The sequence below is a fragment of the Methanomassiliicoccales archaeon genome (assembly GCA_014361295.1).
In the GTDB taxonomy this organism is placed as follows: domain Archaea; phylum Thermoplasmatota; class Thermoplasmata; order Methanomassiliicoccales; family JACIVX01; genus JACIVX01.
The window spans coordinates 13,278-36,191 of record JACIVX010000001.1 but is presented as its reverse complement, the minus strand read 5'-3'; the positions used below and the strand labels follow the sequence as shown (position 1 = coordinate 36,191).

Here is a 22,914-nt window from a genome sequence, read left to right as displayed (position 1 = left end):
TTAATTACTTTTTTCAATTAATCTTTGTCGATTTCTCACGCCCCGATTGGAAATTGTTTTTAACGTGCTGTTAACTCGATCAAAGAACAATCGCGACTATGACGATATTGAGGAAAAACATGACAGATCTAGAGGGAAATGCTGCGATGATGAAAATAGAGTTCGATAATTCTGGGAGTGTGTCCGCAGTCATTCAACATGAAAAGGGATTTGGAAGAGTATTAGATTTACACAACCTTTTGATTCACAAATGACTCAAAAATCGTTTCTTGAATCGAAATGTTTAAATAGAAGTATTATTTTCTCCGCCTCCAAGAGATCCCGGGAAGGATCACCCCCAATTCTCCTCCTGAGTAGTATGAGTTTTGTATTCTGCTACCAACCTTCCCGGGCCTCTTTAACATTTTTTTAAGTTCCGGGGAACACGATATAAAAAAAGATTAGCAACTTCTTTCAATGTCAATCACTTGATCGTGAGTGAAAAGAGAGGGTTGGATGCGCTTTGGTATAATGGTTACAATCAAAGATGCAAACGAGTTTAGGCATCAGCACTGGGACTTCACCGAACTTCTAATTCGGGATTGCGACGAGAAAGAAGCAATCGAGCACTTCCTTTCGACCGAGGAAATGTGCAAAGTTGTTCATGCGCCTGAATTGATACATTTTTCAAACAAAAAGATGCTTATCGATCTTGCAAACGAGGACGATAAGTTCAGAGAATTTTGTGTCATGAGAATCACCGAAATATGCGAGATCGCTGATTCGTATGGCTTGCCGACAGTCATCCATCCTGGTGGCGTCTTGCCATATGCGATTGCGAACCGTCAAAGAATAGTCGAGGGGCTTAGAAAATCGCTTGAGTCGATCGGCGGCAAAAAGTGGATCGAAAATATGCCGAGATTCTACCATTTGGGTGACCACTTGTTGCACTGCAATATTCTTCTTTCACCAAAAGAGTACGATGCGATCAGGAATTACGTGAACGGTTTCGTGCTCGACACATCTCACGCATATTTGTCAACAACTGATGATGGAAATGAGATGATAAACCAATACCTTCGGGAATTGGACGAATCGATCACGCATATTCACTTGTCCGATGCAATTCAGCCCGCAGACGAGGGACTCCAAATTGGAGAAGGAAAAATCCGCTTCGATTTTTTGAAAGAAATAGCGGATTTACCAGTTCTCTTGGAGATTCGCGGCGGCCATTTAAACAAAGGAATTGGTTTTATAGAGGCAAGAAAGAAGATCGAAGCGATCCTTCACAAAAATTCCAACCTATACACCCATTGAAATCCGCAGCGCATCTCTCACACCTGGAGCAAGTCCAAGAAAGATCAGAACGAACTTCGTGATATTTGGTAAATTAGGGTATGCTATTAATTCCCGTCTGAAGAGAACATCGATCAGAATAAGGATTAGGATTACGAGTACAAGTTTGATCACGACCATGATCACCGCACTCCCAAAGATCTCAATAAAAAATGTCGGGAGCACGTGCTTTTCGCCGTATTCATAAAGATCGATGCCGCGATAGGTCGCGACGCCGTCGAGAAGGTGGGAAAAGATTAGAATAAGATTCACTGGCGATGAAAGAAAATTTGCCTTGCTCTTACCGACGAACCCGATCGCGGCAACGCCTCCAGTCAGCCCACCTGCAATTCCAGGGATTATAAGAAGCTCAATAGGACGTGTTTCCAACGAATGTGTTGTCTTCGAAAGAACAATCGATTGCCATTCGGGAGAGAAGAAAAAAGCGATAACAAAAGAAGTTGACCAGAACACAAGAAAAAGACCTGCAAATAGAATCGATAGTACCAGGATGTCAGATGCTTTCCTGAGGAATACGCAATATGCGATAATCGTAAGAACCGCAAAAGCAATTGGGAGCAAGAGAGGAGGTGTGAAATTGAAATTTGAGGGGAAGAGAGTAAATGCGACGAAATGGAGTATGAGTAAGACACCAATTAGGACACAGAAAGGCACGCAAACAAATTTCTTCTGTGTTTCTTCTTTTCTTCGTTTAGTGAAGATTCCAGCGACAATTGTGAGAGAAAAGAGGGCGATTGTGAAAATGTAAATAATTGGTGAGATGAAAAGATACTGGATCGTCCCACTGAAAAGGCACGCATCCTCAAGCGCACGGGAGATCCCGCCGAAAAGAATGAAAGGGATCGCGGCTACGATGAAAGCGGTCTCGATATTGATTCGAAGATGCAAGCAGATCCTGTACATAATAAAGATTGAGAAAATGAGCAGAATTCCGTAGACAAGTGTGCTCAAGACATTATAACCCTCATAGATTCCATTTATAGGATGCCCCGCTTTATCTGACTCGATGGGCCCCCAGAAATACCTGTAAATGAATTCGCGCCAGATGATGTCTCCAAAAAAAAGACAACTAATAATAAGAATGAAACTCGCAACTGATATTATCGCAACGAAAATGAAAAATTTTCTTCGCGTATAGAAATCAGCCAGTAATTCAAAAAGAGAGTATTTCACCGATAAATTGAAAAGGAAAAAGGTGTATATGAGGGTTCGTTCAGGTGCTTGGATGGATGAGGGTCTTTTTACGAAAGCCCGGTCTATGATTTTTCCGAGACATGTCCTTGCGGGTCACGGCGTCCTTGATCAGGTCCCAGACGTCTGCAAAGATTTCGGGCTGACCGGCACGGCTCTCATCATAGCTGGTGAAAAGACAAAGAAGATCGCGGGGAATACCGTAGCTGATCAACTTGCAGATCGAGGTTTTGATGTTCAATTTGCCATCGTTGGCGAGGCAACCAAGCAGAACCTCGAAACAGTGGTCTCGATCGCTAAGGAGGTGAAAGCTTCTTTCATCCTCGGTATTGGAGGAGGAAGCAAAATCGATCTGGCAAAAATGGCAGCTAAGGAGCTGAACTTGGAATTTATCAGCATTCCTACATCAGCATCACATGACGGAATCGCATCTGGAAGGGCTTCTCTCCGCAATAAGAATGGTCCAGTATCCGTTGAAGCAAAAGTACCGCTGGGCGTTGTCGCAGACACTGCGGTTATACTCAAGGCTCCATACAGGTTGCTCGCTTCAGGATGCGCGGATGTGATTTCCAATTCGACGGCTTTGATGGACTGGGAATTTGCAAGAAGGCTCCGGAATGAAGAATTCAGTAGATCTGCTTATGCACTTGCAAGCTACACCGCGCAAACACTCATTGAAAATGCTGATCTGATAAGACCAAACCTCGAAGAAAGTGTTTGGATTGCGATCAGACCCATCATTATATCAGGGATTTCGATGAGCGTTGCCGGAAGCTCGAGACCGACAAGCGGATCCGAACACATGTTTTCCCACGCGCTGGATCTAATCGCACCAGGCAGCGCGCTCCACGGTGAACAATGTGGCGTTGGTTGCATCATGATGATGTATCTCCATGGTGGAGACTGGATGAGAATAAAGAACGCGTTGGCAAAGATCGGTGCACCGACAAATGCTTCGCAGCTCGGTGTGACGAGAGATCAAATCATCGAAGCACTCATCACAGCTCATAAGATCAGACCTGACCGATTCACGATTCTTGGAACCTCAGGTTTGACCCGTGAGGCCGCCGAAAGGCTTGCTACAATCACAGGTGTCATCTGACTTTCATAATATGACGATCAAAAAAAGGAGGTAAAATGATGGTAATAGTGACATTAATCGGAGAACGCCAGGCAAAAGAGGGGGCTGAGTTCACATATAGGGGACCTCTGACGGACTGCCGTGAGTGCAAATTGAAGGCTGTTTGCTTCAATCTAGACGCAGGCAGTGTGTACAGAATCACTGCACTGAGAGATGTGCATCATGAATGCAGAATCCACGAGGATGGGGTTAGGGTCGTGGAAGTGGAAAAGATTCCGGTTCGGTGCGCGGTGATACAGAAATACGCACTCGAAGGTTCAGTCGTCACACTCGAGGAGATCAAATGTCTCAATATCGGCTGCGATCGGTACCGCATCTGCCACCCTATTGGAATGGAAAGGAACAGCAAGTGTAAGATCACCAAGGTCATCGGAGAAATCAACTGCCCAGAAGGAAATAAACTTGTTGAGGTTGAGATTGCCTGATCTTCCATGTCCTGATTCAGTCATCTTTAAAAGAAATGTACTTCGACATTCGTCCCCTTCTCCACGATGTCAACATTTGGAGGGATCTCAATCCAGCCATCGGCATGCGCAATGCTCGTAATTGCCCCCGATTCCTTGAAAGCCGGATAAACTTGTCCGTCGATGACACGGACGGTCAGAAATTGATGCCTCCCCAGTGTGGCGGCGTATTTCTTTGCCATCGGAAATGTGCCGATGACCTCCTGCCTTTTCGGCAAGCGGGCCATCTTTCTTGCAGCTGGAAGCAGAAAAACGTATCCATTTGTCAAACATGCTGTGGGGTATCCAGGCATTCCGAAAACTGGCGTATTTCCAATCAACCCGAAGATCGTGGGCTTACCTGGTTTTATCTGCACACCATGAAAGATCACTCTTCCGAGTTCCGAAATTACCTGTTCGAGCACATCCCTTTCACCGGCTGAGCTCCCACCGGAAAGGACAACCATATCGTAATCATTTGCTCTCTCGAGCACAGATTTCAATTCTTCTGCCACGTCTTCAACGATGGCATGCGCGACCGGCACGCACCCGTTTTCGAGGAGAATCGAAGAGAGTGTGTGCGAATTGATGTCGTAGACTTGCCCAGGATTGAGCGGCTTTCCAACTTCAGCCACCTCATTCCCCGTTGGGACAATCAAGACTTTTGGCTTTGCATAAACTGTTGCTTCACTTATCCCGAGAGCCGCGATGACGCCGACTTTTGAAGGCGTTAATAATTCCCCTTTTCTCAGAACAACCGTACCAGCCTTGATATCCTCCCCTTTTTTTGAAATGTTCGAGCCCGGCGGAACGGCGCGAAAGATCTGGACAACATCATTAAATCGTTCGGTATTCTCAACCATCACGACCGCATCCGCGCCTTCAGGAATCATCGCTCCCGTCGCAATCTGCATGCATTCACCAGCCCCGATTTTCTTGCTCGGAACTTCGCCGGCGTGCACAACACCTATGCACCTGAGCTCCACAGGTTCAAACTTTCCCGCACTAAAGGTATCCGCCGCCCTGACAGCGTAACCATCCATGGCGGAGCGATCGTAGGGAGGAACATCGATTCTAGAAACAATATCCTCCGCGAGTACTCTAAAAAGAAGGTCGGAAAGCGGGATGCGCTCCTTTCGTTCAATCGGTTGCACATACTCCTCAACGAGCTTCTTCGCCTCATCGAGCGGAATCAGTGATGCAAGCGGTTTCACCGATCTACCTCCCAAACCATATGGCCTAGCTGAGGCAAAATCAATTTTTCCATCGCCAATTTCACAGCATGAGGGGAGCCCGGAACACACAGGATAATCTTTCTAAAAGCGACGCCACCGATAGCCCTGCTCATCATCGCCGCGCTCCCAATTTCCAAATAACTGAGATATCTGAAAAGTTCACCAAATCCTTCGATCCTCTTTTCAAGGAAGGGACAGACAGCCTCGATCGTCACGTCCCTTTTTGAAAGTCCAGTACCACCATTGATGATAATGACCTTTACATCATCATTCTCCAGATCGGCGGTGATCGCACTCTTGATTTCACTGATGTTATCCTTGACTATTCTGTAATCTGTGACACGGTGACCTCCGGACTGCAGCATTGTCATGATGATTTTCCCGGATTCGTCCGTATCGCGAGTTCTCGTATCGCTGACAGTGATCACCGCACACGGAACGTTCGACACTGCATGCTTTGCATGATCCTCATAACCCAATGCTCATTCCTCCTTTTCTTTTGAAACAACCTGTATATCAGTGATCCGCGTAATTGGGTATTGGCCTCTTTCGTCCTTTTCAAGATACTTGACCATATCCCATATGGTCAGGAGAGCACTTGTAACACCTAAAAGTGCCTCCATTTCGACGCCAGTTTTATAGCTTGCTGCAACTTCAACGGAGCAGAAAACTGAATCGTCGCAGAGATCGAAAGTAACCGAGACCGACTCAATAGGGATTGGATGACAATAGGGAATCATTTGCCAGGTTGCTTTAACAGACTGGATTGCGGAGATTTTTGCTGCCTCGAAAACATCACCCTTCTTGACCTTACCAGCTTTAATCGCGTCGAGTGATTTTTTCCCGAGGATGATTCTGCCAGAAGCAACTGCCTTCCTCTTCACGATCGGCTTTCCGCTGATGTCTACCATTCCAGTCATTTCTTATCCTCCACCCAGACTTCACCATCCTCGTAAACTTCTTTCTTCCACAAGGGCACAACTTTCTTGAGTTCATCGATGAGGAATTGTGCGGCCGCAAAAGCATCTTTCCTGTGGGCACTCGCGACGGCGATCAGAACGATATTATCTCCTGGAAAGAGAGTACCGACCCTATGCCAGATGACGATTTCCTGTACGTCAAAATTCTTCATCGCATGATCCTTCAATTTGATGAGTTCCTTTTCAGCCATTTCCTCGTATGCTTCAATCTCCATTTTCACGAGCTTCCTGCCCTTCTCCTCACCTCTCACGACGCCGACAAAACTCACGATCGCACCAGTTTCATTTGTCCGCATTTTGCTTAGAACATCATCAACGGAAAAATCATTCTTTGAAACGATAATCATCAGATCAGCTCCTTCAACCTCCACTCACAGGGGGCAACAGGGCGATTTCATCTCCATCCTTGAGCATCACATCGTCCCTTGCGTATTTCTTGTTAACTGAAGTTACGATCGGATCTGTGAATCCCTGAAGTCGGGGATAAAGACGCTTCAAGTCCTCGACAAGATCTGAAAGTTTTGTACCCTGCTTCAAATCCATCGTGATTTCATGTTGCCCGACGATTTCTCTGTATGATGCAAAGAACTTGACCTTTACTTTCACGTAATCAACTCCGGCGACCCGTATACAATTTTGCCGATTCATGATAAGGATTTCGGTCTCCACTCTCGCTGGTAATCGAAAGATCTGGAGAGGTAATTCGAAACGTATCATCCAAATAAATGAAAAAATCACCTCAGCGGAAGCTTTCTCCAGTGATCTTTTCGAACATCTCGATGTAAAGATCGCTGATCTCCTTAATCTTGTTTTCCGGAAGCGGTGGGATATCAGGCTCGGGAAGCCCTTTCTTGCGTGCCTCCATGAGATTATCGTAGTATCCAATCTCCCTGTAATATTGTCGAACAGCTTCTTTGCTGAGTTCGATGAACTTTCCGACGGCGTATGCGTCCTGATCCCGCCATCTGTCTTCATCAGCGGTGCCGAATGTGTCAACAACCATGAGTCTCCTCTTTTCATCAAACGCAAATTCCTTCTTGCCGTCGACGTGAATCAGCATACGCTCTTCAGCCTCAGCAGCGATGATTTCGTCAATCTTCGTGATGATTTCGAGTATCCTTTCGAACTCCTCTTCCGTCAAGCCAGAAATCTCCAACGCTTCTTTTTTTGAAAGCTCCCTGTCATATTTTTCAAGCTTCGTCGTCACCTCAAAATAAGGCCTTGGAAGTTTTTCGCCGTAGCTCACATTGTGATTCGGCGGGAAACCAAGTTCTTCCGGAAGAACTTTCCCAGATCTGACTCTGTCGTATAGAGAGCCAGCGACATAACTCCGGCTGATGAATTCAAGAGGAATCAAATAATTAGTGGAGTTGCAGTTTAATTTGCTGTAATCGCTGATCACATCGACCTTCTTGACCCTCATACGATTCGGTGGCACGAATTCTTTGAAATGTGTTCTGATGCCATTTTTCTTGAGGACCTGAAACCAGAAGACCGCAGTCCTGCAGAGAGTTTCTCCTTTGTACGGGATCTGTGTGGGTATGATTTTGTCAAAGACAGAAATATTGTCAGTGAAGACGAATTCAAGCGTGCTCTCATCAACCTCGTAAACCTGCTTCACCTTACCCACACGTAGTAATTTCATCAGGTCACCCGCTATTGTAATCGGATTATCGTTCTTATTATTTGCGGTCTTTTCCAGATTGATGCCTGTGTTGATTCGATATACAATTATTCGATGGGTCGAGAACACTAAATAGTCGGACTGAACCTATATACGAGATGAATGTCACTGCGCGTGAACGAAATCACGAATCCATCACGGTTGACCGACATCAAAGAAGATTGGGATCGAATACTGGCAACAAGCGGGGAAGATGAGGTTTTTCTCAGAACCGAGTGGATTGGTACCTGGTGGAAATTTTTCGGTAAAGGAAGGAAGATGATCTTGCTCGAAGTGACTGACGGATCTACAGTAGTGGGATATGCACCGTTGATGATTTCGAAAGTCGGCAAATTGCCTCCCTGGAAGGTCGTTGAGTTCATTGCAAGCGACGCGTCGGATCGCAGCGCTATTATTTCTGAAAACGAAAAAGATGATGTGCATAAATGTGTATGGAAATACATTCATGAACTAAAGGGTTGGGATAGTATTGATATCAGAAATATGCGAAATGGATCTCCGACAGCAAAAAATGCGCTGTCCGAATTGCAGAATTGCAACATTACGAAAGAAGTCTCACCATATATCCCCGTAGCTCAATCCTACGATGAATTCTTAAAAAATCTCGCACACAAAACAAAAATGAAAGAGTCGGTGCTCAAAGAAATTTATCGATGAGATGTCAGAAAACCTCTGCGCCGGCGTGAACCTCGATACCCCTGTTTGTGATCGAATACGGTTTCACTCGTCTTGAATGACTGATTCTTCTCATTTTAAGAATTCTCAGCGTCAAACGAATTTCGCCTTTATCTGGAGATTCTTCATACTGAAGTGAAATTACACCATCCGCCGTGTACTCTATGAGACCGTCCCGCGATGCGAGGGGATTATTGTCCTTGACCTCCGCTGTCATAATGCAGGTAGCACCAGTCTTCTTAATCATCTGAGCGAGGTTAAAGAGATTCGTACGCTTCTCATGCTCCGACTCAAAGAGCATGTTAAGCAAGGAGATTGAATCGATGACGATCCTTTTTGCGCCGAAGGACTTGATAAAGTCTGGCAACTCACTCTTGATTCTTGAAATCGTCGTTTTCGCATCAGTCGGTTCCAGCTTAACAACGACAAGATTCTTCGAGTCGATCGCCGATTTCAGATCCCATCCAAACGATTTTGCATCTTCGATGATCGAGCGCTCATCTTCTTCCAATGTGATGTAAATTCCCTTTTCCCCGTTTCTCAGCCCTTCGTTTAGGAATTGAAGACAGAACGTCGTCTTTCCCGTCCCGAATGAGCCCATGACGACGATCGTGTGAGCGCGCGGAAATCCACCGTTGAGCATTTCATCGAGGCCATCTATACCAGTCTTCACCCTTTCATCTTGAGCCAAATGATCACCCCACCCTCTCCGTGTCGATGACGACCAGACCACTCTGAGCAGTCACGACAGTTGCAAATCGTGCGATCCTTTCCTTATCCAGGTGAGGAAGAATGCTCATGAATTTCTCTACATACAGGTATCGCTGTCTCTTCGAAGAATGACTGAATTTGCTCCATTCAAAAACGAGCGCTCCGTCAACACTATCCATGATCATCTTCTGCTTCCGCTGGTCCAATATATCCTGAGTAAGGATCAAGTAAATGATTCCGCCCCATTTCTTCGAGATCCTCTGCATCCCCCGCAGAACTGAGACCAAATCCGCGATTTCAATTTTCGCGTTGACAGCGAGATCGGTAATTGAATCGATGATTACGAGACTATTTGGCGCGTTTTCATCGAGAAAATTCACTAAACCCTCAAGCAGATTGTCTTCTGCCTGGCTCTTGAAGAGGGACGCTTCTTCGCCCGCCCAAGTCGCAGGAACCAATGTATGCCTGAAATAAGCACCAGAGAAGTCTTTAAAAACGACATGCTTTGCAAACGCATTGTAGAAGTCCGCGTTGAAGGAGACGGCGATCTCCTGCAAAATCTCCTCGCGCGATCGGGAAAAAGTCACATAGCATAGACGCTCAGGCAAATCGCGAATCTCGATGTTTCGACCGAGGAAAAAACTTGCGGTTTCGGGATATTCCTTGACGAGGGCGAGTTTTGCAGCGGAGGTCAATGCAAATTCCTGCTGTCCAGCTCCAAGTTCGCCTAACAAAAGAACAACAGAACCTGCGGGAAATCCACCCTTGATGATTGAGTCAAAATCAGCTACACCAGTAGGTATTCTTTTAACGAGTGCACCCATTCCCTACACCTGACTGGATATGTATCCGAATGCAGGCTTAAAGAATTTTCTGTCGATATTGGTTGAAGTATGGAAATTCTCTTGGAGAGAACTTTTATATTGGCGATCCTTTAAATTTAATTTAATGTGTGTTCAAAGAGAATCTCATCTCGATGACAGCAAGGTGTTTGTTGAATCAATCGGTCACGCTGTTCATCAACGCTAAATGGCCGACCCCCGTCTTTCCCGATTGCATAGAATATCTTTCTTCCACAACCGTCCATCGGAATGATCATTAACTTCATCCTTCTTTTCTTCTCGTGAATATAAAAATCAAACTCGGCAACCTTTGAATCGATATACAGCGCATCATCCTCTCCTTTAAAATCATTTTCATCGATCGAAAAGAGATTCCATATTGTTTTTTCAACAATCTCTTCAATTTCCGCCTCGAAAATCTTCTGCGCTGCTCTATTTGCATCAAGGGAGATGCTGATTGCATCAAAAACCATGATCGGATTAAGTGCGTTGTCAAACAAATTCCTAAGTAGAATCTCCTTTTCTCGGATCTTGTAAAACATAACGCCTTCTTTCAACGATCAAAATAATTGCACGAAGGAGCTCTTCGAACATGATCTTAATGCTTGCACTTTTTACAATATACCGGTCTGAGCCGTTGTTTTGCGCTTCCATCGTCACTTCTCCTCTTCTTCCGGTGAAAAAGATAAATGTAATGTCATTTCTAGTTTTTCTCAGGAATCTCCAAGAAATCAATCCCGGTTCGCGCGGGTATTGAATAGCCAGAAAGAATTGCATCGTATTCCTTGTTTTGTATCTTCAAAAGCGCCTCTTTAACGGATGAAGCAACATCGACTTCGAAACCGACCTCCGAGTTCAAAAAGAGCGCTCGTCACTTCCAAAATAGAAGGTTCATCATCAACTAGCAAAAACATTTATCAATCTAGCCACTTACACAACATCATATCGAAGCAAACATCATGGCAATATCTTTCAAGGATTCCAAATCTTCGTTCATATTTATCTTATACCCTGATTTATGCAGTGAACGTTTCCTAGCAATTTCTTTTATATGATGAGATACAAGACAAGCGTGATCACTACCCTTCCCCATCACTTGAGTCTGTCCAAGCATTCAATGATCATGCAGAGAATAAGCTCGGACGCTCTTCTCTTAATCTCCAGGCGATTACCTTCAATGATTGCTTTTCTTACCTCTTTGATATCGTTACCCGAATCAACGGCAAAGAAGACGAGGCCGATTGGTTTTTTCTCCGTCCCGCCGCCTGGTCCTGCGATTCCAGTAAGCGATGCGCCAACGTCGGCACCGGTGATTTCCCGGATGCCTTCTGCCATTTCCGCCGCAGTTTGTTCGCTGACGGCACCGAACCTTTCAAGCGTCGATTGTTTGACGCCAAGTAATTTAGTTTTTAGCTCGTTACTATAAGCGACTACGCCACCAACAAAATAAGCGGAACTCCCAGGCACATCGGTAATGAGACTTGCCACGAGCCCCCCTGTCATCGACTCCGCTACAGCAATCGTTTTCCCCTTTTCTCTCAATTTCTGACCAAGATCTTCCCCAAGACCCATAAAACACCCTAATGCAAGCCTTTCATGAGGTCCTTGATTCTCTCAACGCCCTTGATCTCCTCGATGACCTTCGCAACCGCGGGAGGAACGAGATGTTTCCACTCCTGATCGGCTAGCATTCTTTTTCTGATCTCCGTTCCGGAGTAAAGTTCGATGTTAAAAAGCGGCGCGGCTCTCACCTCAAATCCTGCCTCCTGAAAGAGACGTCTTGTGAGCGGATTATTGGTATAGACGGCCTTAAAGGGCGGCACCATCGAAACGACATGCGCAACCCATACGGCGTATCTGTTAATATCAACGATCGGTACGAGGAAATACCTTTCAATTCCCTCGTCCCTGAGCGCCCTTGAAATCATGAGATGGCGCTCACCCGCGGTAAAAGGATTTTCGAAGGTGTGGGAATACTGAGCGCTACCGATGCCGATAGTTACATAGTCAGATTCCCTGGCAATCGTTTTAATAACTTCGAGATGTCCCTTATGAAAAGGCTGAAAGCGTCCGATAATCAGGCTGTTGAAATCATCACTATCCACAGATCTCCTCTCCCAGTAATCAGGAAATGATGCGCGGGTTATTCAAATTTTCCAATAAGTCGATATAAAATATATTGAAAAAAATATTGAAAAAAGAATTACTGAGTCGTCGGTCTTCCGCTACTGGGCACAGTCGCGCTTTCCACCATTGAAGCAAGCTTCCTTAATAGACCTTCCTTCTTCGTTCCACCGACGAGCGCGTGGCTGAGCACTTCACTCAAGTTCTCGACTGGCACGATTTCGATTTTACCAACATATCTCTCTTCGAGCACAACATCCTTCATGTTCTCTTTTGGGATGAGGACCTTCTTTATTCCAGCTTCTGCTGCCGCCTCAATCTTCGCCGTCACTCCACCGACCGGTAAGACCTTGCCTCTAACGCTCAGACTTCCAGTCATTGCAACGGACTGGTCGACAGGCACGTCCTCGAAGGCTGAAATGACCGCCGTTGCAACGGAAATCGAGGCACTGTCACCCTCAACACCATCATATGACCCGACGAACTGCACGTGCACATCATGGTTGCTGATGTCCTCGCCCGTGTACTTCTTGATCAGCGCCGAAACATTCTGGACTGCTTCCTTCGCAATCTCACCAAGTCGGCCAGTTGCAATGATCCTCCCGCCGTTCTTTGTCTGCGCCGGTGTAACTTCAGCAACGATTGGAAGCACCACACCAGAATACTCGGCCATGCTTGATTCGGTGTTGAGTGCCGCGAGGCCGTTGACGACGCCGACCGCGGATCCTTCTGTCATGAAGGTCTTGTACATTTTTCTGATTTCGATGTAGCGATCTGCGACCTGTTGCTCGAGACTCCTCGCAATTTTCTTTGCTCTTATGACATGATCGGCCGTAACGATCGGCTTGTTTTCTTCGCGCGCGATGTCCCCAGCGACCCTGATCAGCCCTCCTAGCTCTCTCAGCCTGAGGGTCAGTTGTCCGCGCCTACCAGCCCGGCGCTGCGCCTCTTTGAGGATCTCCGCAACAGCGCTCTTATCGAAGTGGGGAATTTTCTTGTCTTTCGCGACCTCTTGTGCCACGAACCTGACAAGCTTTTGCCTGTTCTCGTGAGTGTCGTCCATTGTCGATTTCATGTAGACCTCGTAACCGTAACCACGGATTCTCGACCTCAGCGCTGGATGCATTCCCTGAACGGCGTCGAGGTTACCAGCACATACGAGAATGAAATCACAGGGGACTGGCTCGCTCTTAACCATCGCACCAGAACTTCTCTCACTCTGACCGGTGATCGGGAATTTTCCCTCCTGGAGGGCTGTGAGCAAACTCTGCTGGGACTCGATCCTCAGCATGTTGATTTCGTCAATGAAAAGGACGCCTTTCGACGCCTTATGGATCGCACCGACCTCGAGCCTCTCATGCGCAGGTGTTTCAAGACCACCGCTCTGGAAGGGGTCATGCTTGACATCACCGAGCAATGCACCGGCATGCGCTCCCGTTGCGTCGATAAACGGTGGCATCTCCCCTTCTTCGTGAGAGATGAGGAGCTTCGGCACCATGATATTTTCCTGTCTCGTGCCTGAATACCTCATAGCAAAGAAAATGATTGCCGCTGCAACGATCCCGATGAGAATTATACCAGGGTCATGCATCCCCGATTGAATGTAAAGGATAACTGTGAGGATGATGATCATGAAGACGATTCCAGTCACCATCGATGCCTTCTGTTGCTTCCGCTGCATCGCCTCGCGCTTCTGCGCCGCGACAATTTCCTTTCCTTTTCCCGCAGGGACGACTCTGATCTTTGGCTCATTGGGATCGTCGGGATTGTGATAGGCGATGACGTCCTGAAGTTCACCCTTTGGCAGGAATTCGGTCATTGATCGGGCCAGCATGCTCTTTCCGGTACCTGGATCTCCAATCAACATAACGTGGCGCTTCTGCTCAGCCGCTTTCTTGATCACCTCGACGGCCGCATCCTGCCCGATAACCTGATCGGCAAGCTTTTCTGGAATTTTAATGTCCGCTGTCGTCGTGAAATTTTGCGTCTTGATCCATTCGTCAACATCCGGAAGTTCTTCAACAGGCCTCTCGTCTGTCATATCAATTTGACTCGGTTCACTCATATCTGTTACCACTAATTAAGCATTTCCCTGAGTTTATCACTTTGGGATACGATCCAGATAGTCAAATTAAATGGAAAATATATCAATGGTAAGGAATGTCATTAAGTATTCAACGTCGATTCACTTGACCAAATGAGTGGAAGAAAATCAAGTGCCGTTGCCTTACTCGCAGCAGTTATTATGTGGTCGTCTTCATTTCCGCTATTAAAATTATGCATTGTTTATCTCCCACCCATCACGCTCGCCGCGGTACGCTACTTAGCCGCCGCCCTTTTCATGTTCCTCATCGTTGTTGCGATGCTCGGAAAGGAAGAGACAGTACGAAGATTCTACGCCGACTGGAAAAGGCTTACACTGCTTGGATTCGTTGGTATAGCACTTCCAAATGCTGCACTCAATCTAGGGTTGCAATACACGACCGCAAGCTTGTCCTCGATCATTCAAGCATCAGGACCCGCATTTACAATCGTGCTTGCGGTGCTGCTACTTGGCGATAAATTAACATTGCGTAAGGTCGCTGGGATGATTGTGGCCCTAGTAGGAACGATCCTACTCGTCGGCGGTGAAGGCAATGATTTCGGGCGTGGAGCTTTGATTGGAAATGTGCTCGTGCTTATTTCCGCCATTTCGTATTCATTCTCTGGTGTTCTCGCAAAGAAAGAACTCGCAACGAATGAGCCAGCAATCGTCAACTGCTGGAGTCTCATCACAGGATCCTTAATCTTGTGTCTTGCGATTCCATTGGAAATGAGGAACGAAGTGACCATTCCTCCAGACATCATTCTTATCATCCTCTTTCTTGCGCTTTTCCCAGGTTGCATCGCGTTTCTCTTATACTACTATGCACTAAGGGAAGAAAGTCTGAGCTCGATCTCCTATTTCCTTTACCTCATTCCCCTGTTCTCGACAATGATGTCGATTCCGATGCTCGGGGAAACGATCACTTCGAAAACTGCCTTATTTGCCACACTTATTATAGCGGGTGTGGCAATTGCTCAATATAGCCCTTTGAGCGCTGGAGAGAAGAAAAATGGTGTTGGAAAAGTTAGGAATCCCTGATGATGTCGTCGAAATCTTGAAGAAAGACGGAATCGTCACTTTATATCCTCCGCAAGAGGAGGCGCTCCCCCACGCGCTCGCGGGCAAGAATCTCGTGCTCGCTGTCCCGACCGCCAGCGGTAAATCTCTCGTCGCCTATCTTGCGGCGCTCAAGCATGTGTTAGAACGTGGCGGAAAGGTTCTTTACATCGTTCCGCTCAGGGCGCTTGCAACTGAAAAATACGAAGATTTGAAGAAATTTGAGGAACTCGGAATCAGAGTAGAAATGTCCGTAGGCGATTTTGACACGCCTGATCCTGAACTCGAGAAATTTGATATCATCGTCGCAACATCCGAAAAAGCGGATTCGTTGCTGCGTCACAGGAGTCGTTGGCTCGAAAGAATTTCTCTTGTTGTGGCCGATGAAATCCATCTCATCCATGATCCTGAGCGAGGGCCAACCCTCGAGATCACGCTTGCTCGATTCAGACGATTCAATCCCAACATACAGATTATTGCCCTTTCGGCAACCATCAAGAACTCAAGGGAACTTGCCGACTGGTTAAACGCGGTTCATATTTCCAGCAATTGGAGACCCGTGCCATTAAAAGAGGGCGTTCTCTGCGAAGGGATCATCAAATTCACTGATAACACAATGAGGGAGATCAGGGATCGCGGGGATGTCGTTTGGAGCCTGATCTCTGATGCGATCCTCACTGGTGGGCAGTGTCTCATTTTCGTCAATACACGAAAATCCGCGGAATCCCTTGCCGTCCGATACGCTCCAAAAATGAAAGAGATCTTGAAAGATCGTGTGGAAATTGATGGTCTGGATGATCTCATCGACGAAGATGAATCGACGTCAGTCGGTAAGCGACTGAAGAGCTGTATGAGGAAAGGTATCGCCTTTCATCACGCTGGACTGACGAATGAACAGAGGAAGCTTGTCGAGAAGAGTTTCAGGAACGGCACGATCAAATGCATCATCGCGACGCCGACCCTTGCTGCAGGAATCAATCTGCCAGCGAGAATGGTTGTCATCAGGGATGTTTATCGTTACGAATCTGACGTCGGTAATGTTTCCATACCTGTGTTAGAAATCAAACAAATGTGTGGACGCGCTGGAAGGCCGAGATTCGATCCATACGGTGAGGCGGTACTCATCGCACGCAATGAAAGCGAAATGAGTTTTCTGATGGAGAATTATCTTCTTGGCGAACCCGAGGAAATTTTTTCGAAACTCGGCAATGAAGCCGTTCTGCGCAGTCATATCCTCGCGGCGATCGCGACGGGTGTTGCGAATTCGATGGAGACCTTGATGACCTTTTTCAGCATGACATTCTTTGCACACCAAGTGAGCATCACAGGTTTGGGCGAGGCGGCAGAACGAATCATTGAATTTCTTGAAAAAGAGGGGATGATAAGGGTAAATGAGGAAATTCTCCCGACATTTTTCGGAAGAAGAGTTTCCGATCTTTACATCGATCCATTAACAGCGGTGAGACTGAGAGACGCGTTGAAAGCATATAAAGCAGGATCGTCTGATTTTGGATTCCTCCATGCAATTTGCTCAACGCCCGATATGAGGCACATGTATCTCCGGCGCGGAGAATATGAAGTGATTGAGGAAGTATATTCGTTGAGAAAAAATGAACTTCTGCTTCCTGCACCAGAAGATTTGACTGAATATGAATTTTATTTGTCAGAATTAAAGACTGCGTGCGCTCTTGAGGAATGGATCGAGGAGGTTGGCGAGGAAGAAATTCTCGAGAGATATAATATGGGACCGGGTGATCTCAGAAACAAAGTTGAAATCGCCGAGTGGCTTCTGTATTCGATGAGGGAGCTCGCGAATATCTTTAACAGAGAGGCGTACCCAGCGCTTAACGATCTCGTCGTGAGATTAAGGTATGGGGTGAGAAAGGAGCTCCTCGATCTCGTTAGATTGCGCGGTGTTGGTAGGGTGAGGGCAAGAATGCTTTTCAATAGCGGCTTCAGGACACTCGATGATTTGAGAAATGCTGAGCTCCATGCAATTGCTCGCGTCCCACGGATTGGCGAGGCTCTCGCCCGCAGCATCAAAGCACAGTTAGAAACAACCACGAAACCAGGATTAACAGTGCCATCGAAAGAATTGCGCGTTGAAAAGGAAACGACGCTGGAAGGACAGCGAAAGTTGACGGATTTCTAAAAATCGATCATTGCGCGCGTGACGATGAACTGATCGCCCTTCTTCAGAAGCAAGAAATATCCTGTTGCATGATCAGCTTCTCTCATTTTGACACATCTAATCTTCCTTAACACCTCGCTTTCCCTTCCTTCAGTCATCCTGAGATGAATGATCCCATCGGCGAGGAAATCCGCATCGTGAGGCCCGTAGCAGGTAAACTGACCCACAGGCATTTCAGAAATGATGAGCGTCGTGATATCGAGAGATCTTAGCCATTCAAACAATCTGAACATGTCTTCTCGTGGTCTCGTGAAATTCGAGATAATCTCAAGAGCACCAAGAGAATCGATCACGAGCAATTCATAATTCATTCTACGTTTTGTTTCATTAACCGCAAATCGGAAAGTGTCAGACCAATTAGGCCCTTCCGCCTTTTTCCGCAGCTCGCCCATATCGAGGATTTCGACACAACCCTTCGTTTCACCACGCAGTCCCATTTGTTCCATCTGTCGGAGGAGGCTTCTCTTGCTCTGTTCAAGAGAGAGATACAGACCGTTGACGCCTTCGTGCTTCGCATTCATGAAAAGAATGTAGTAAGCAATGGAAGATTTCATCGTACCAGTTTCACCAGCAACAAGAACGATGTGCCCCTGTGGGATACCTCCATCAATATTCTCGTCGAAGCCGTTTATGTACGTTCTGAATTTCATTCGGCGCTCGGGTTCGTTCATTCGTGGTCCTAATGAAAATAGCGTTCGCGAGTAAATATCATTTGTCTATGAAAATCGTTAGAACCAAATTAGCCCATGAATGCTCGTTTCATCATGAAAGAGACAACCCCAAAATGATCTTTTTCACATAATCGACATCTGCCGGGACAGATCCGATCTTTCCGAAAGATCTCATAATCGTGTCTGGATCCTTAAGCACGTTGCCTGTGCAGATGCAGACGACTGTCTCATCCTTTCCAATTTCTTTGAGATGTGCCATTTTGAAAAGACCACCGATCGATGCCGCACTCGCCGGTTCGACGCCTATACCCTCAGCCCTGCCCAGAATTCTCTGCGCGTCCAGTATCTCTTCATCCGTCACTTCGATGGCACAGCCACCAGTTTCGTAAATCGCTTTCAAAGCCTTCTTTCCACTGACTGGATTTCCAATCCTGATCGCCGTCGCGATCGTTTCGGGATGTTCAACCGCCGTGAAATCCCTCCGCCCCTCGCGGAACGCGTTGACAATTGGTTTTGCGCCACTAGCTTGAACACCGACAAGTTTTGGAAGCCGATCGATCAAACCGATATTGTAAAGTTCATCGAGCGCCTTATAAACTGACCAAATATTCCCGGCATTCCCGACTGGAAGAATGATCCTATCAGGCACCTGGAAATCGAGCTGATCGATGATTTCAAATGCGACAGTTTTTTGTCCTTCTGGCCTGAAGGGATTGATCGAATTAAGTAAGTAAATGTGTCCTTCTGCAGCGAGCATTCTCGCGATTTGCAATGCGTCATCGAAACTGCCATCAATCGAGATGACTTTTGCTCCGAAGAAAATTGCCTGCGCAAGCTTTCCCGCAGCGACTTTCCCGGCTGGTAGGATCACAACACAATCGAGACCTGCCCTCGCGGCGTATGCGGCAAGGGAAGCCGATGTATTGCCAGTTGATGCGCAGCCGACGATCTTCGCCCCGATTTCCACCGCTCTCGTGACACCAACGGTCATTCCCCTGTCCTTAAAAGATCCTGTCGGATTAGCGCCTTCATATTTGACGAATAGTCGGTTGATACCGACAATTTGAGCAAGATTCCGACAATTATACAACGGTGTTCCGCCCTCTTTCAGGGTGATTGCCTTATCCTCCGTGACAGGGAGAAATTCGGCATATCGCCAAACACCGAGTGGTTTCCGCCTTAACTGGTATAGTTCGATTTTTTTCAAAGAAGAAAGATCAATCTTGATATCGAGAAGCCCCCCGCATCTCGAACAACTGTCCGCGTAGGGATCTTCAATCACGACACCACATTCCCAGCACCTGATCTCATAAACCATTTACTCGATCCTCCTGCAACCAGATCCTGGCTTCGTCACCCATGTGTCACATCTGATGCCGTTTGTTTCATAAACCTTCTTCATCGCGTCGGCGATCGCTCTGCCGTTGACCCTTTGCATATCGAATATGGCAGCAATGGAAGGACCTGAACCGCTGAGAAACGCTGCACTGGCGCCCATCTCCTTTGCAGCCGATTCAACTTCGCGAAGATATGGAATGAGATGCGCTCTCGAAGGCTCGATGACGATATCCCTTACGTTGCGACTTATAAGGCCGATGTCCCCCTTCACCATCCCGAGCACCAGACCTGACGCGTGACCCACATGATAAACAAGCTTCTTCAGCTCCACTTTTTCCGGAAGGACTTTTCTCGCCTCTTTCGTCGAAATGAAAACGTCAGGCATGACAATCGCAATACCGAGATTAACTGGTGGCTCGATCCGCTCAACTTCAAACGGATCGTATGAAGTAATGATTGTAAATCCACCCAGGATGGCTGGTGCGACATTATCTGCGTGAAATCCACCCGAGGTTACCTCCTCCGCTCTCGCCGCATAGACGACGAGCTTTTCAGCAGGCAGCGGTTTTTCGAGAAAAAGATTCGCTGCGAATGCGCCTCCCGCCGCAGAGGCACCCGAAGACCCAATGCCGCTTCCCGGCCTAATTCCCTTTCTGATTGCCATCTCGATACCGAAATCAGCACACCCGGCCTTCAGAACTTCCATTGCCGCGATACCCGCCGAGTTTCTTGAAGGATCCATCGTGATGCGTTTGCTATCAGCTCCGCTGATTGAGGTGATTAAAACCCCCTTCGTGACCGTCCTCTGTGCTTCGATGATGTCGTATGGTTCATTCAAAGCAAGACCAAATACGTCGAAACCCGCCCCGATATTCGAAAGAGTCGCAGGCGCAGCGATAGTGACCTTATCGTAGTGCATCAGATACACCTTAATCTCATCAAAACTGATTTGCCAAGATTCATATGCGGAAATAAAACTTTCTTATGGCATCTGTTGATTGATTACACGAAGAGCAAAATCTTGCATCTGATTTCAGGAAAATCGAATCGAGAAAGACTATGATTGGTCATCTAAGGGGGTTAGAATACACTTAAAATGGATCCACATTAATCCCGAGATTCGCAGAATAATTTAAGAGCTCAATCGAATCTATCCGACCGCCCCGGTGAGACTCTGAACGCTCCGGATCTGAGCATTTCTGTCATCGTGCTATTCATCGTCTTCGTTCTTATTGCGATACGCCAGGTCGGGAAATTTCGCCTTAAGATATGGCAAATTATGCTTTTCGGAGCGTTCGCCGTCCTTCTCACGGGCCAGATAAGCCTGATTGACGCACTCCTTTCGATCGATATTGACGTGATGCTCTTTCTTTTTGGAATGTTCGTCGTTGGCGAGGCACTTTATGAGAGTGGCTATCTTTTTTATCTCGCGCACAAAATATTCAAGAGGGCGAAGAACGTCGACCAACTCATTCTTTTAATCCTTTTCACCATCGGCATACTATCTGCTTTTCTGATGAACGATACTCTTGCAATCATCGGTACGCCTCTCGTTCTTCATTTTGCGACGCGATTCAAGATTTCCCCGAAGCTTCTCTTGCTTTCGCTTGCTTTCTCTGTCACGACTGGCAGCGTCATGAGTCCCGTTGGGAACCCGCAGAATCTCCTTGTTGCTATCAATGGAGATATCCAGAGTCCATTTGTCACGTTCTTTTATTATCTGGCAGTTCCCACGTTCATCAACCTATTTGTCTGCTACATCGTTTTGAAATTGTTCTATCGAGATGAGTTCAAAAAACAGACATCAGATAATAACGAATCACCCGTGACGGACCCTCACCTCGCCCTTGCATGTAAAATCTCGCTGGCATTGATTTTCATTCTCGTCATGGTGAGAATTGCCCTTTCTTTTGCGGGTTTTGGTAAAGAATTCAGACTGACTTACATCGCCCTCGTCGCGATGTTGCCAATACTTGTTATCAGCGATCAACGATGGAAGGTTTTGAAGAATATCGATTGGTATACCCTCATCTTCTTTGCATCGATGTTCGTGTTGATGGCAAGCGTTTGGCAGTCTGGATTCTTTCAGTCGCTGCTGGCTGAATCGAGTTTTGATATCGCCTCAGTTCCGATGATTTTAGTTATCAGTGTCGTATTGAGCCAATTCATCTCAAATGTCCCCTATGTCGCGCTCTATCTACCTCTTCTTTCTGAAGTTGGAATATCCACACACGGCTTAATGGCGCTGGCAGCTGGAAGTACGATCGCTGGAAACCTCCTTATTCTAGGCGCTGCAAGTAATATCATCATTATACAGAATGCAGAAAGGAGGGGAGAAACCCTCTCTTTTATCGAATTTGCGAAGGTGGGATTTCCTTTGACGGTGATCAATATAATTGTTTACTGGCTCTTCCTTTCAATATTGTAGGAGCCGTTTACAGGCGCTTCTCCCTCGATAATAACGAGCTAAAAAATGAATTGCAAAGTTCAATTTCCTGTGAAAAAATGCTCCCCAAAGCGGAAAAGTGTTATTACAGGATGTTGCATTTGATGCATTCGTGACAGAGATCGCAATCATAGGTGCAAAGGGTCGTGTCGATGATCCAAACATACTGATCGCTTCCCTTCAGAACATGAAACAAGGAATGGGAGTTCCATTGAATGCTGACCTCGTATGCGGTAGAGATCACTTGCTCTCCGCCACTCTCCACGCGATCAGATCATTCGAACGCGGAGAGAACATTTCCTCAAACCTTTTGAATGAAATTTTGATCTATGCCTCTGGCGAAAGACAGTTCGCAAAGGCGGTCGAAAAGATGGGAATATCAAAAGGTTGCCAGAGAATTGCAATCGTTTTCTTAGACTGTCCCCATCCTGAAGGAATTGTCAAAGAATTGGGATTATCACCTGATGACTCAGTGCTTGAATCCACTATCGAAAAGCTGAGGCGATTCGGGATCGAAGAAAGCGAAATCTCAGCGCTCAGCGCGGCGGAACTCGCAGACGTTGTACTTGAAAGGGTGGCTTTTGTCGACCTGATCAAGAAATGACTGAATTGATAAAAAAAAAGATCGGACACCTGAAATAGAAATTTGAGAGAGCGGGCTTATTTGGTGGCGAGAAAAGCATTTCACTTTTAGGATAATCAAGTCAAAAGATTAATGAATCCAAGGGTCAATAGATCTGTCGATTCGAATCACCCAGAATCCCA

Annotated in this window: 26 protein-coding genes; 8 read left to right on the top strand and 18 right to left on the bottom strand. The window is 46.5% G+C overall.

Translation table 11 applies throughout. The features are described from left to right. The first annotated feature begins 495 nt into the window (after window positions 1-495). A complete protein-coding gene (locus H5T41_00185; protein MBC7107205.1) occupies window positions 496-1,296 on the top strand; it encodes a TIM barrel protein in 801 nt (266 codons plus the stop codon). On the opposite strand, the gene H5T41_00180 is transcribed toward H5T41_00185, so the two are convergent. After that, window positions 1,282-2,508 carry a DUF63 family protein gene (locus H5T41_00180; GenBank protein ID MBC7107204.1) on the bottom strand — a complete coding sequence of 409 codons (1,227 nt, stop codon included), beginning with the start codon at window positions 2,506-2,508 and terminating at the stop codon, window positions 1,282-1,284. The two genes, H5T41_00185 and H5T41_00180, sit on opposite strands and share 15 nt — an antisense overlap. 52 nt (window positions 2,509-2,560) lie before the next feature. On the opposite strand from H5T41_00180, the gene H5T41_00175 reads away from it, so the two are divergent. Then, entirely contained in the window at window positions 2,561-3,628 is a 1,068-nt protein-coding gene (locus H5T41_00175) for an NAD(P)-dependent glycerol-1-phosphate dehydrogenase (GenBank protein MBC7107203.1), read from the top strand. A gap of 38 nt (window positions 3,629-3,666) precedes the next feature. Further along, a complete protein-coding gene (locus tag H5T41_00170) occupies window positions 3,667-4,092 on the top strand; it encodes a UPF0179 family protein (protein MBC7107202.1) in 426 nt (141 codons plus the stop codon). Between the two features lie 26 nt (window positions 4,093-4,118). Here the strand turns inward: H5T41_00170 and H5T41_00165 are convergent, their stop codons facing one another. From H5T41_00165 to H5T41_00140, 6 genes are all read right to left on the bottom strand, one after another. After that, the gene (locus tag H5T41_00165) at window positions 4,119-5,324 is read right to left on the bottom strand and encodes a molybdenum cofactor biosynthesis protein (GenBank protein ID MBC7107201.1); all 1,206 of its coding nucleotides are present in this window, start codon (window positions 5,322-5,324) and stop codon (window positions 4,119-4,121) included. Beyond that, window positions 5,321-5,824, bottom strand: coding sequence for a MogA/MoaB family molybdenum cofactor biosynthesis protein (locus H5T41_00160; protein ID MBC7107200.1), 504 nt, complete (start codon window positions 5,822-5,824; stop codon window positions 5,321-5,323). The genes H5T41_00165 and H5T41_00160 overlap by 4 nt, the downstream gene beginning before the upstream one ends. A 3-nt stretch (window positions 5,825-5,827) precedes the next feature. After that, window positions 5,828-6,256 (bottom strand): cyclic pyranopterin monophosphate synthase MoaC, encoded by a 429-nt coding sequence (gene moaC / locus H5T41_00155; GenBank protein MBC7107199.1) that lies wholly within the window; start codon window positions 6,254-6,256, stop codon window positions 5,828-5,830. A gap of 5 nt (window positions 6,257-6,261) precedes the next feature. After that, entirely contained in the window at window positions 6,262-6,672 is a 411-nt protein-coding gene (locus tag H5T41_00150) for a molybdenum cofactor biosynthesis protein MoaE (GenBank protein MBC7107198.1), read from the bottom strand. A gap of 13 nt (window positions 6,673-6,685) precedes the next feature. Further along, window positions 6,686-6,931, bottom strand: a complete 246-nt coding sequence (gene moaD / locus H5T41_00145; protein ID MBC7107197.1) for a molybdopterin converting factor subunit 1 — start codon at window positions 6,929-6,931, stop codon at window positions 6,686-6,688. A 133-nt stretch (window positions 6,932-7,064) separates the two neighbouring features. Beyond that, complete coding sequence (locus H5T41_00140; GenBank protein ID MBC7107196.1) at window positions 7,065-7,970, bottom strand: phosphoribosylaminoimidazolesuccinocarboxamide synthase; 906 nt, start codon at window positions 7,968-7,970, stop codon at window positions 7,065-7,067. 141 nt (window positions 7,971-8,111) lie between these two features. On the opposite strand from H5T41_00140, the gene H5T41_00135 reads away from it, so the two are divergent. After that, on the top strand, window positions 8,112-8,666 hold the full coding sequence (locus H5T41_00135) for a hypothetical protein (GenBank protein ID MBC7107195.1): 555 nt from the start codon (window positions 8,112-8,114) through the stop codon (window positions 8,664-8,666). Window positions 8,667-8,670: 4 nt separating this feature from the next. Here the strand turns inward: H5T41_00135 and H5T41_00130 are convergent, their stop codons facing one another. The 8 genes from H5T41_00130 to lonB all read right to left on the bottom strand — a co-directional run bounded on the left by H5T41_00130 (window position 8,671) and on the right by lonB (window position 14,402). After that, the gene (locus H5T41_00130) at window positions 8,671-9,327 is read right to left on the bottom strand and encodes a KaiC domain-containing protein (GenBank protein ID MBC7107194.1); all 657 of its coding nucleotides are present in this window, start codon (window positions 9,325-9,327) and stop codon (window positions 8,671-8,673) included. 52 nt (window positions 9,328-9,379) lie between these two features. Then, complete coding sequence (locus H5T41_00125; protein MBC7107193.1) at window positions 9,380-10,219, bottom strand: recombinase RecA; 840 nt, start codon at window positions 10,217-10,219, stop codon at window positions 9,380-9,382. 116 nt (window positions 10,220-10,335) lie between these two features. Further along, window positions 10,336-10,779 carry a PAS domain S-box protein gene (locus H5T41_00120; protein ID MBC7107192.1) on the bottom strand — a complete coding sequence of 148 codons (444 nt, stop codon included), beginning with the start codon at window positions 10,777-10,779 and terminating at the stop codon, window positions 10,336-10,338. Continuing rightward, window positions 10,742-10,891: a hypothetical protein gene (locus H5T41_00115; protein MBC7107191.1), complete on the bottom strand. Its 150-nt coding sequence runs from the start codon at window positions 10,889-10,891 to the stop codon at window positions 10,742-10,744. Before H5T41_00115 ends, H5T41_00120 begins: the two co-directional genes overlap by 38 nt. Before the next feature lie 49 nt (window positions 10,892-10,940). Then, window positions 10,941-11,096 carry a hypothetical protein gene (locus tag H5T41_00110; GenBank protein MBC7107190.1) on the bottom strand — a complete coding sequence of 52 codons (156 nt, stop codon included), beginning with the start codon at window positions 11,094-11,096 and terminating at the stop codon, window positions 10,941-10,943. Window positions 11,097-11,329: 233 nt separating this feature from the next. Then, complete coding sequence (locus H5T41_00105) at window positions 11,330-11,809, bottom strand: nicotinamide-nucleotide amidohydrolase family protein (GenBank protein ID MBC7107189.1); 480 nt, start codon at window positions 11,807-11,809, stop codon at window positions 11,330-11,332. A gap of 8 nt (window positions 11,810-11,817) precedes the next feature. Next, window positions 11,818-12,342, bottom strand: a complete 525-nt coding sequence (locus H5T41_00100; protein ID MBC7107188.1) for a nicotinamide-nucleotide adenylyltransferase — start codon at window positions 12,340-12,342, stop codon at window positions 11,818-11,820. Between the two features lie 98 nt (window positions 12,343-12,440). Next, window positions 12,441-14,402 (bottom strand): ATP-dependent protease LonB, encoded by a 1,962-nt coding sequence (gene lonB, locus H5T41_00095; GenBank protein ID MBC7107187.1) that lies wholly within the window; start codon window positions 14,400-14,402, stop codon window positions 12,441-12,443. A 156-nt stretch (window positions 14,403-14,558) separates the two neighbouring features. Between lonB and H5T41_00090 the strand changes: the two genes are divergently transcribed. Continuing rightward, window positions 14,559-15,485, top strand: a complete 927-nt coding sequence (locus H5T41_00090) for a DMT family transporter (GenBank protein ID MBC7107186.1) — start codon at window positions 14,559-14,561, stop codon at window positions 15,483-15,485. Continuing rightward, window positions 15,457-17,655 carry a DEAD/DEAH box helicase gene (locus H5T41_00085; GenBank protein ID MBC7107185.1) on the top strand — a complete coding sequence of 733 codons (2,199 nt, stop codon included), beginning with the start codon at window positions 15,457-15,459 and terminating at the stop codon, window positions 17,653-17,655. The genes H5T41_00090 and H5T41_00085 overlap by 29 nt, the downstream gene beginning before the upstream one ends. On the opposite strand, the gene H5T41_00080 is transcribed toward H5T41_00085, so the two are convergent. The 3 genes from H5T41_00080 to H5T41_00070 all read right to left on the bottom strand — a co-directional run bounded on the left by H5T41_00080 (window position 17,652) and on the right by H5T41_00070 (window position 20,622). Further along, the gene (locus H5T41_00080) at window positions 17,652-18,365 is read right to left on the bottom strand and encodes an AAA family ATPase (GenBank protein MBC7107184.1); all 714 of its coding nucleotides are present in this window, start codon (window positions 18,363-18,365) and stop codon (window positions 17,652-17,654) included. The genes H5T41_00085 and H5T41_00080 overlap by 4 nt on opposite strands. Window positions 18,366-18,456: 91 nt before the next feature. Next, window positions 18,457-19,683, bottom strand: a complete 1,227-nt coding sequence (locus tag H5T41_00075) for a threonine synthase (protein MBC7107183.1) — start codon at window positions 19,681-19,683, stop codon at window positions 18,457-18,459. Beyond that, entirely contained in the window at window positions 19,684-20,622 is a 939-nt protein-coding gene (locus tag H5T41_00070) for a homoserine kinase (protein ID MBC7107182.1), read from the bottom strand. It lies immediately after the preceding gene. 270 nt (window positions 20,623-20,892) lie between these two features. Between H5T41_00070 and H5T41_00065 the strand changes: the two genes are divergently transcribed. Continuing rightward, window positions 20,893-22,131 (top strand): anion transporter, encoded by a 1,239-nt coding sequence (locus tag H5T41_00065; protein MBC7107181.1) that lies wholly within the window; start codon window positions 20,893-20,895, stop codon window positions 22,129-22,131. A gap of 130 nt (window positions 22,132-22,261) precedes the next feature. Further along, window positions 22,262-22,753, top strand: a complete 492-nt coding sequence (locus H5T41_00060; protein ID MBC7107180.1) for a hypothetical protein — start codon at window positions 22,262-22,264, stop codon at window positions 22,751-22,753. Window positions 22,754-22,914 lie beyond the last annotated feature (161 nt).

What these genes read in the sequence shown, in the direction of transcription:
- H5T41_00185 (MBC7107205.1), top strand. Translation starts at nt 496, where the DNA reads ATGCGCTTTGGTATAATGGTTACAATCAAAGATGCAAACGAGTTTAGG.
- H5T41_00175 (MBC7107203.1), top strand. Translation starts at nt 2,561, where the DNA reads ATGGATGAGGGTCTTTTTACGAAAGCCCGGTCTATGATTTTTCCGAGA.
- H5T41_00170 (MBC7107202.1), top strand. Translation starts at nt 3,667, where the DNA reads ATGGTAATAGTGACATTAATCGGAGAACGCCAGGCAAAAGAGGGGGCT.
- moaC (MBC7107199.1), bottom strand. Translation starts at nt 6,256, where the DNA reads ATGGTAGACATCAGCGGAAAGCCGATCGTGAAGAGGAAGGCAGTTGCT.
- H5T41_00150 (MBC7107198.1), bottom strand. Translation starts at nt 6,672, where the DNA reads ATGATTATCGTTTCAAAGAATGATTTTTCCGTTGATGATGTTCTAAGC.
- H5T41_00140 (MBC7107196.1), bottom strand. Translation starts at nt 7,970, where the DNA reads ATGAAATTACTACGTGTGGGTAAGGTGAAGCAGGTTTACGAGGTTGAT.
- H5T41_00135 (MBC7107195.1), top strand. Translation starts at nt 8,112, where the DNA reads ATGTCACTGCGCGTGAACGAAATCACGAATCCATCACGGTTGACCGAC.
- H5T41_00130 (MBC7107194.1), bottom strand. Translation starts at nt 9,327, where the DNA reads ATGCTCAACGGTGGATTTCCGCGCGCTCACACGATCGTCGTCATGGGC.
- H5T41_00125 (MBC7107193.1), bottom strand. Translation starts at nt 10,219, where the DNA reads ATGGGTGCACTCGTTAAAAGAATACCTACTGGTGTAGCTGATTTTGAC.
- H5T41_00120 (MBC7107192.1), bottom strand. Translation starts at nt 10,779, where the DNA reads ATGTTTTACAAGATCCGAGAAAAGGAGATTCTACTTAGGAATTTGTTT.
- H5T41_00115 (MBC7107191.1), bottom strand. Translation starts at nt 10,891, where the DNA reads ATGGAAGCGCAAAACAACGGCTCAGACCGGTATATTGTAAAAAGTGCA.
- H5T41_00105 (MBC7107189.1), bottom strand. Translation starts at nt 11,809, where the DNA reads ATGGGTCTTGGGGAAGATCTTGGTCAGAAATTGAGAGAAAAGGGGAAA.
- lonB (MBC7107187.1), bottom strand. Translation starts at nt 14,402, where the DNA reads ATGACAGACGAGAGGCCTGTTGAAGAACTTCCGGATGTTGACGAATGG.
- H5T41_00090 (MBC7107186.1), top strand. Translation starts at nt 14,559, where the DNA reads ATGAGTGGAAGAAAATCAAGTGCCGTTGCCTTACTCGCAGCAGTTATT.
- H5T41_00085 (MBC7107185.1), top strand. Translation starts at nt 15,457, where the DNA reads ATGGTGTTGGAAAAGTTAGGAATCCCTGATGATGTCGTCGAAATCTTG.
- H5T41_00080 (MBC7107184.1), bottom strand. Translation starts at nt 18,365, where the DNA reads ATGAACGAACCCGAGCGCCGAATGAAATTCAGAACGTACATAAACGGC.
- H5T41_00075 (MBC7107183.1), bottom strand. Translation starts at nt 19,683, where the DNA reads ATGGTTTATGAGATCAGGTGCTGGGAATGTGGTGTCGTGATTGAAGAT.
- H5T41_00070 (MBC7107182.1), bottom strand. Translation starts at nt 20,622, where the DNA reads ATGCACTACGATAAGGTCACTATCGCTGCGCCTGCGACTCTTTCGAAT.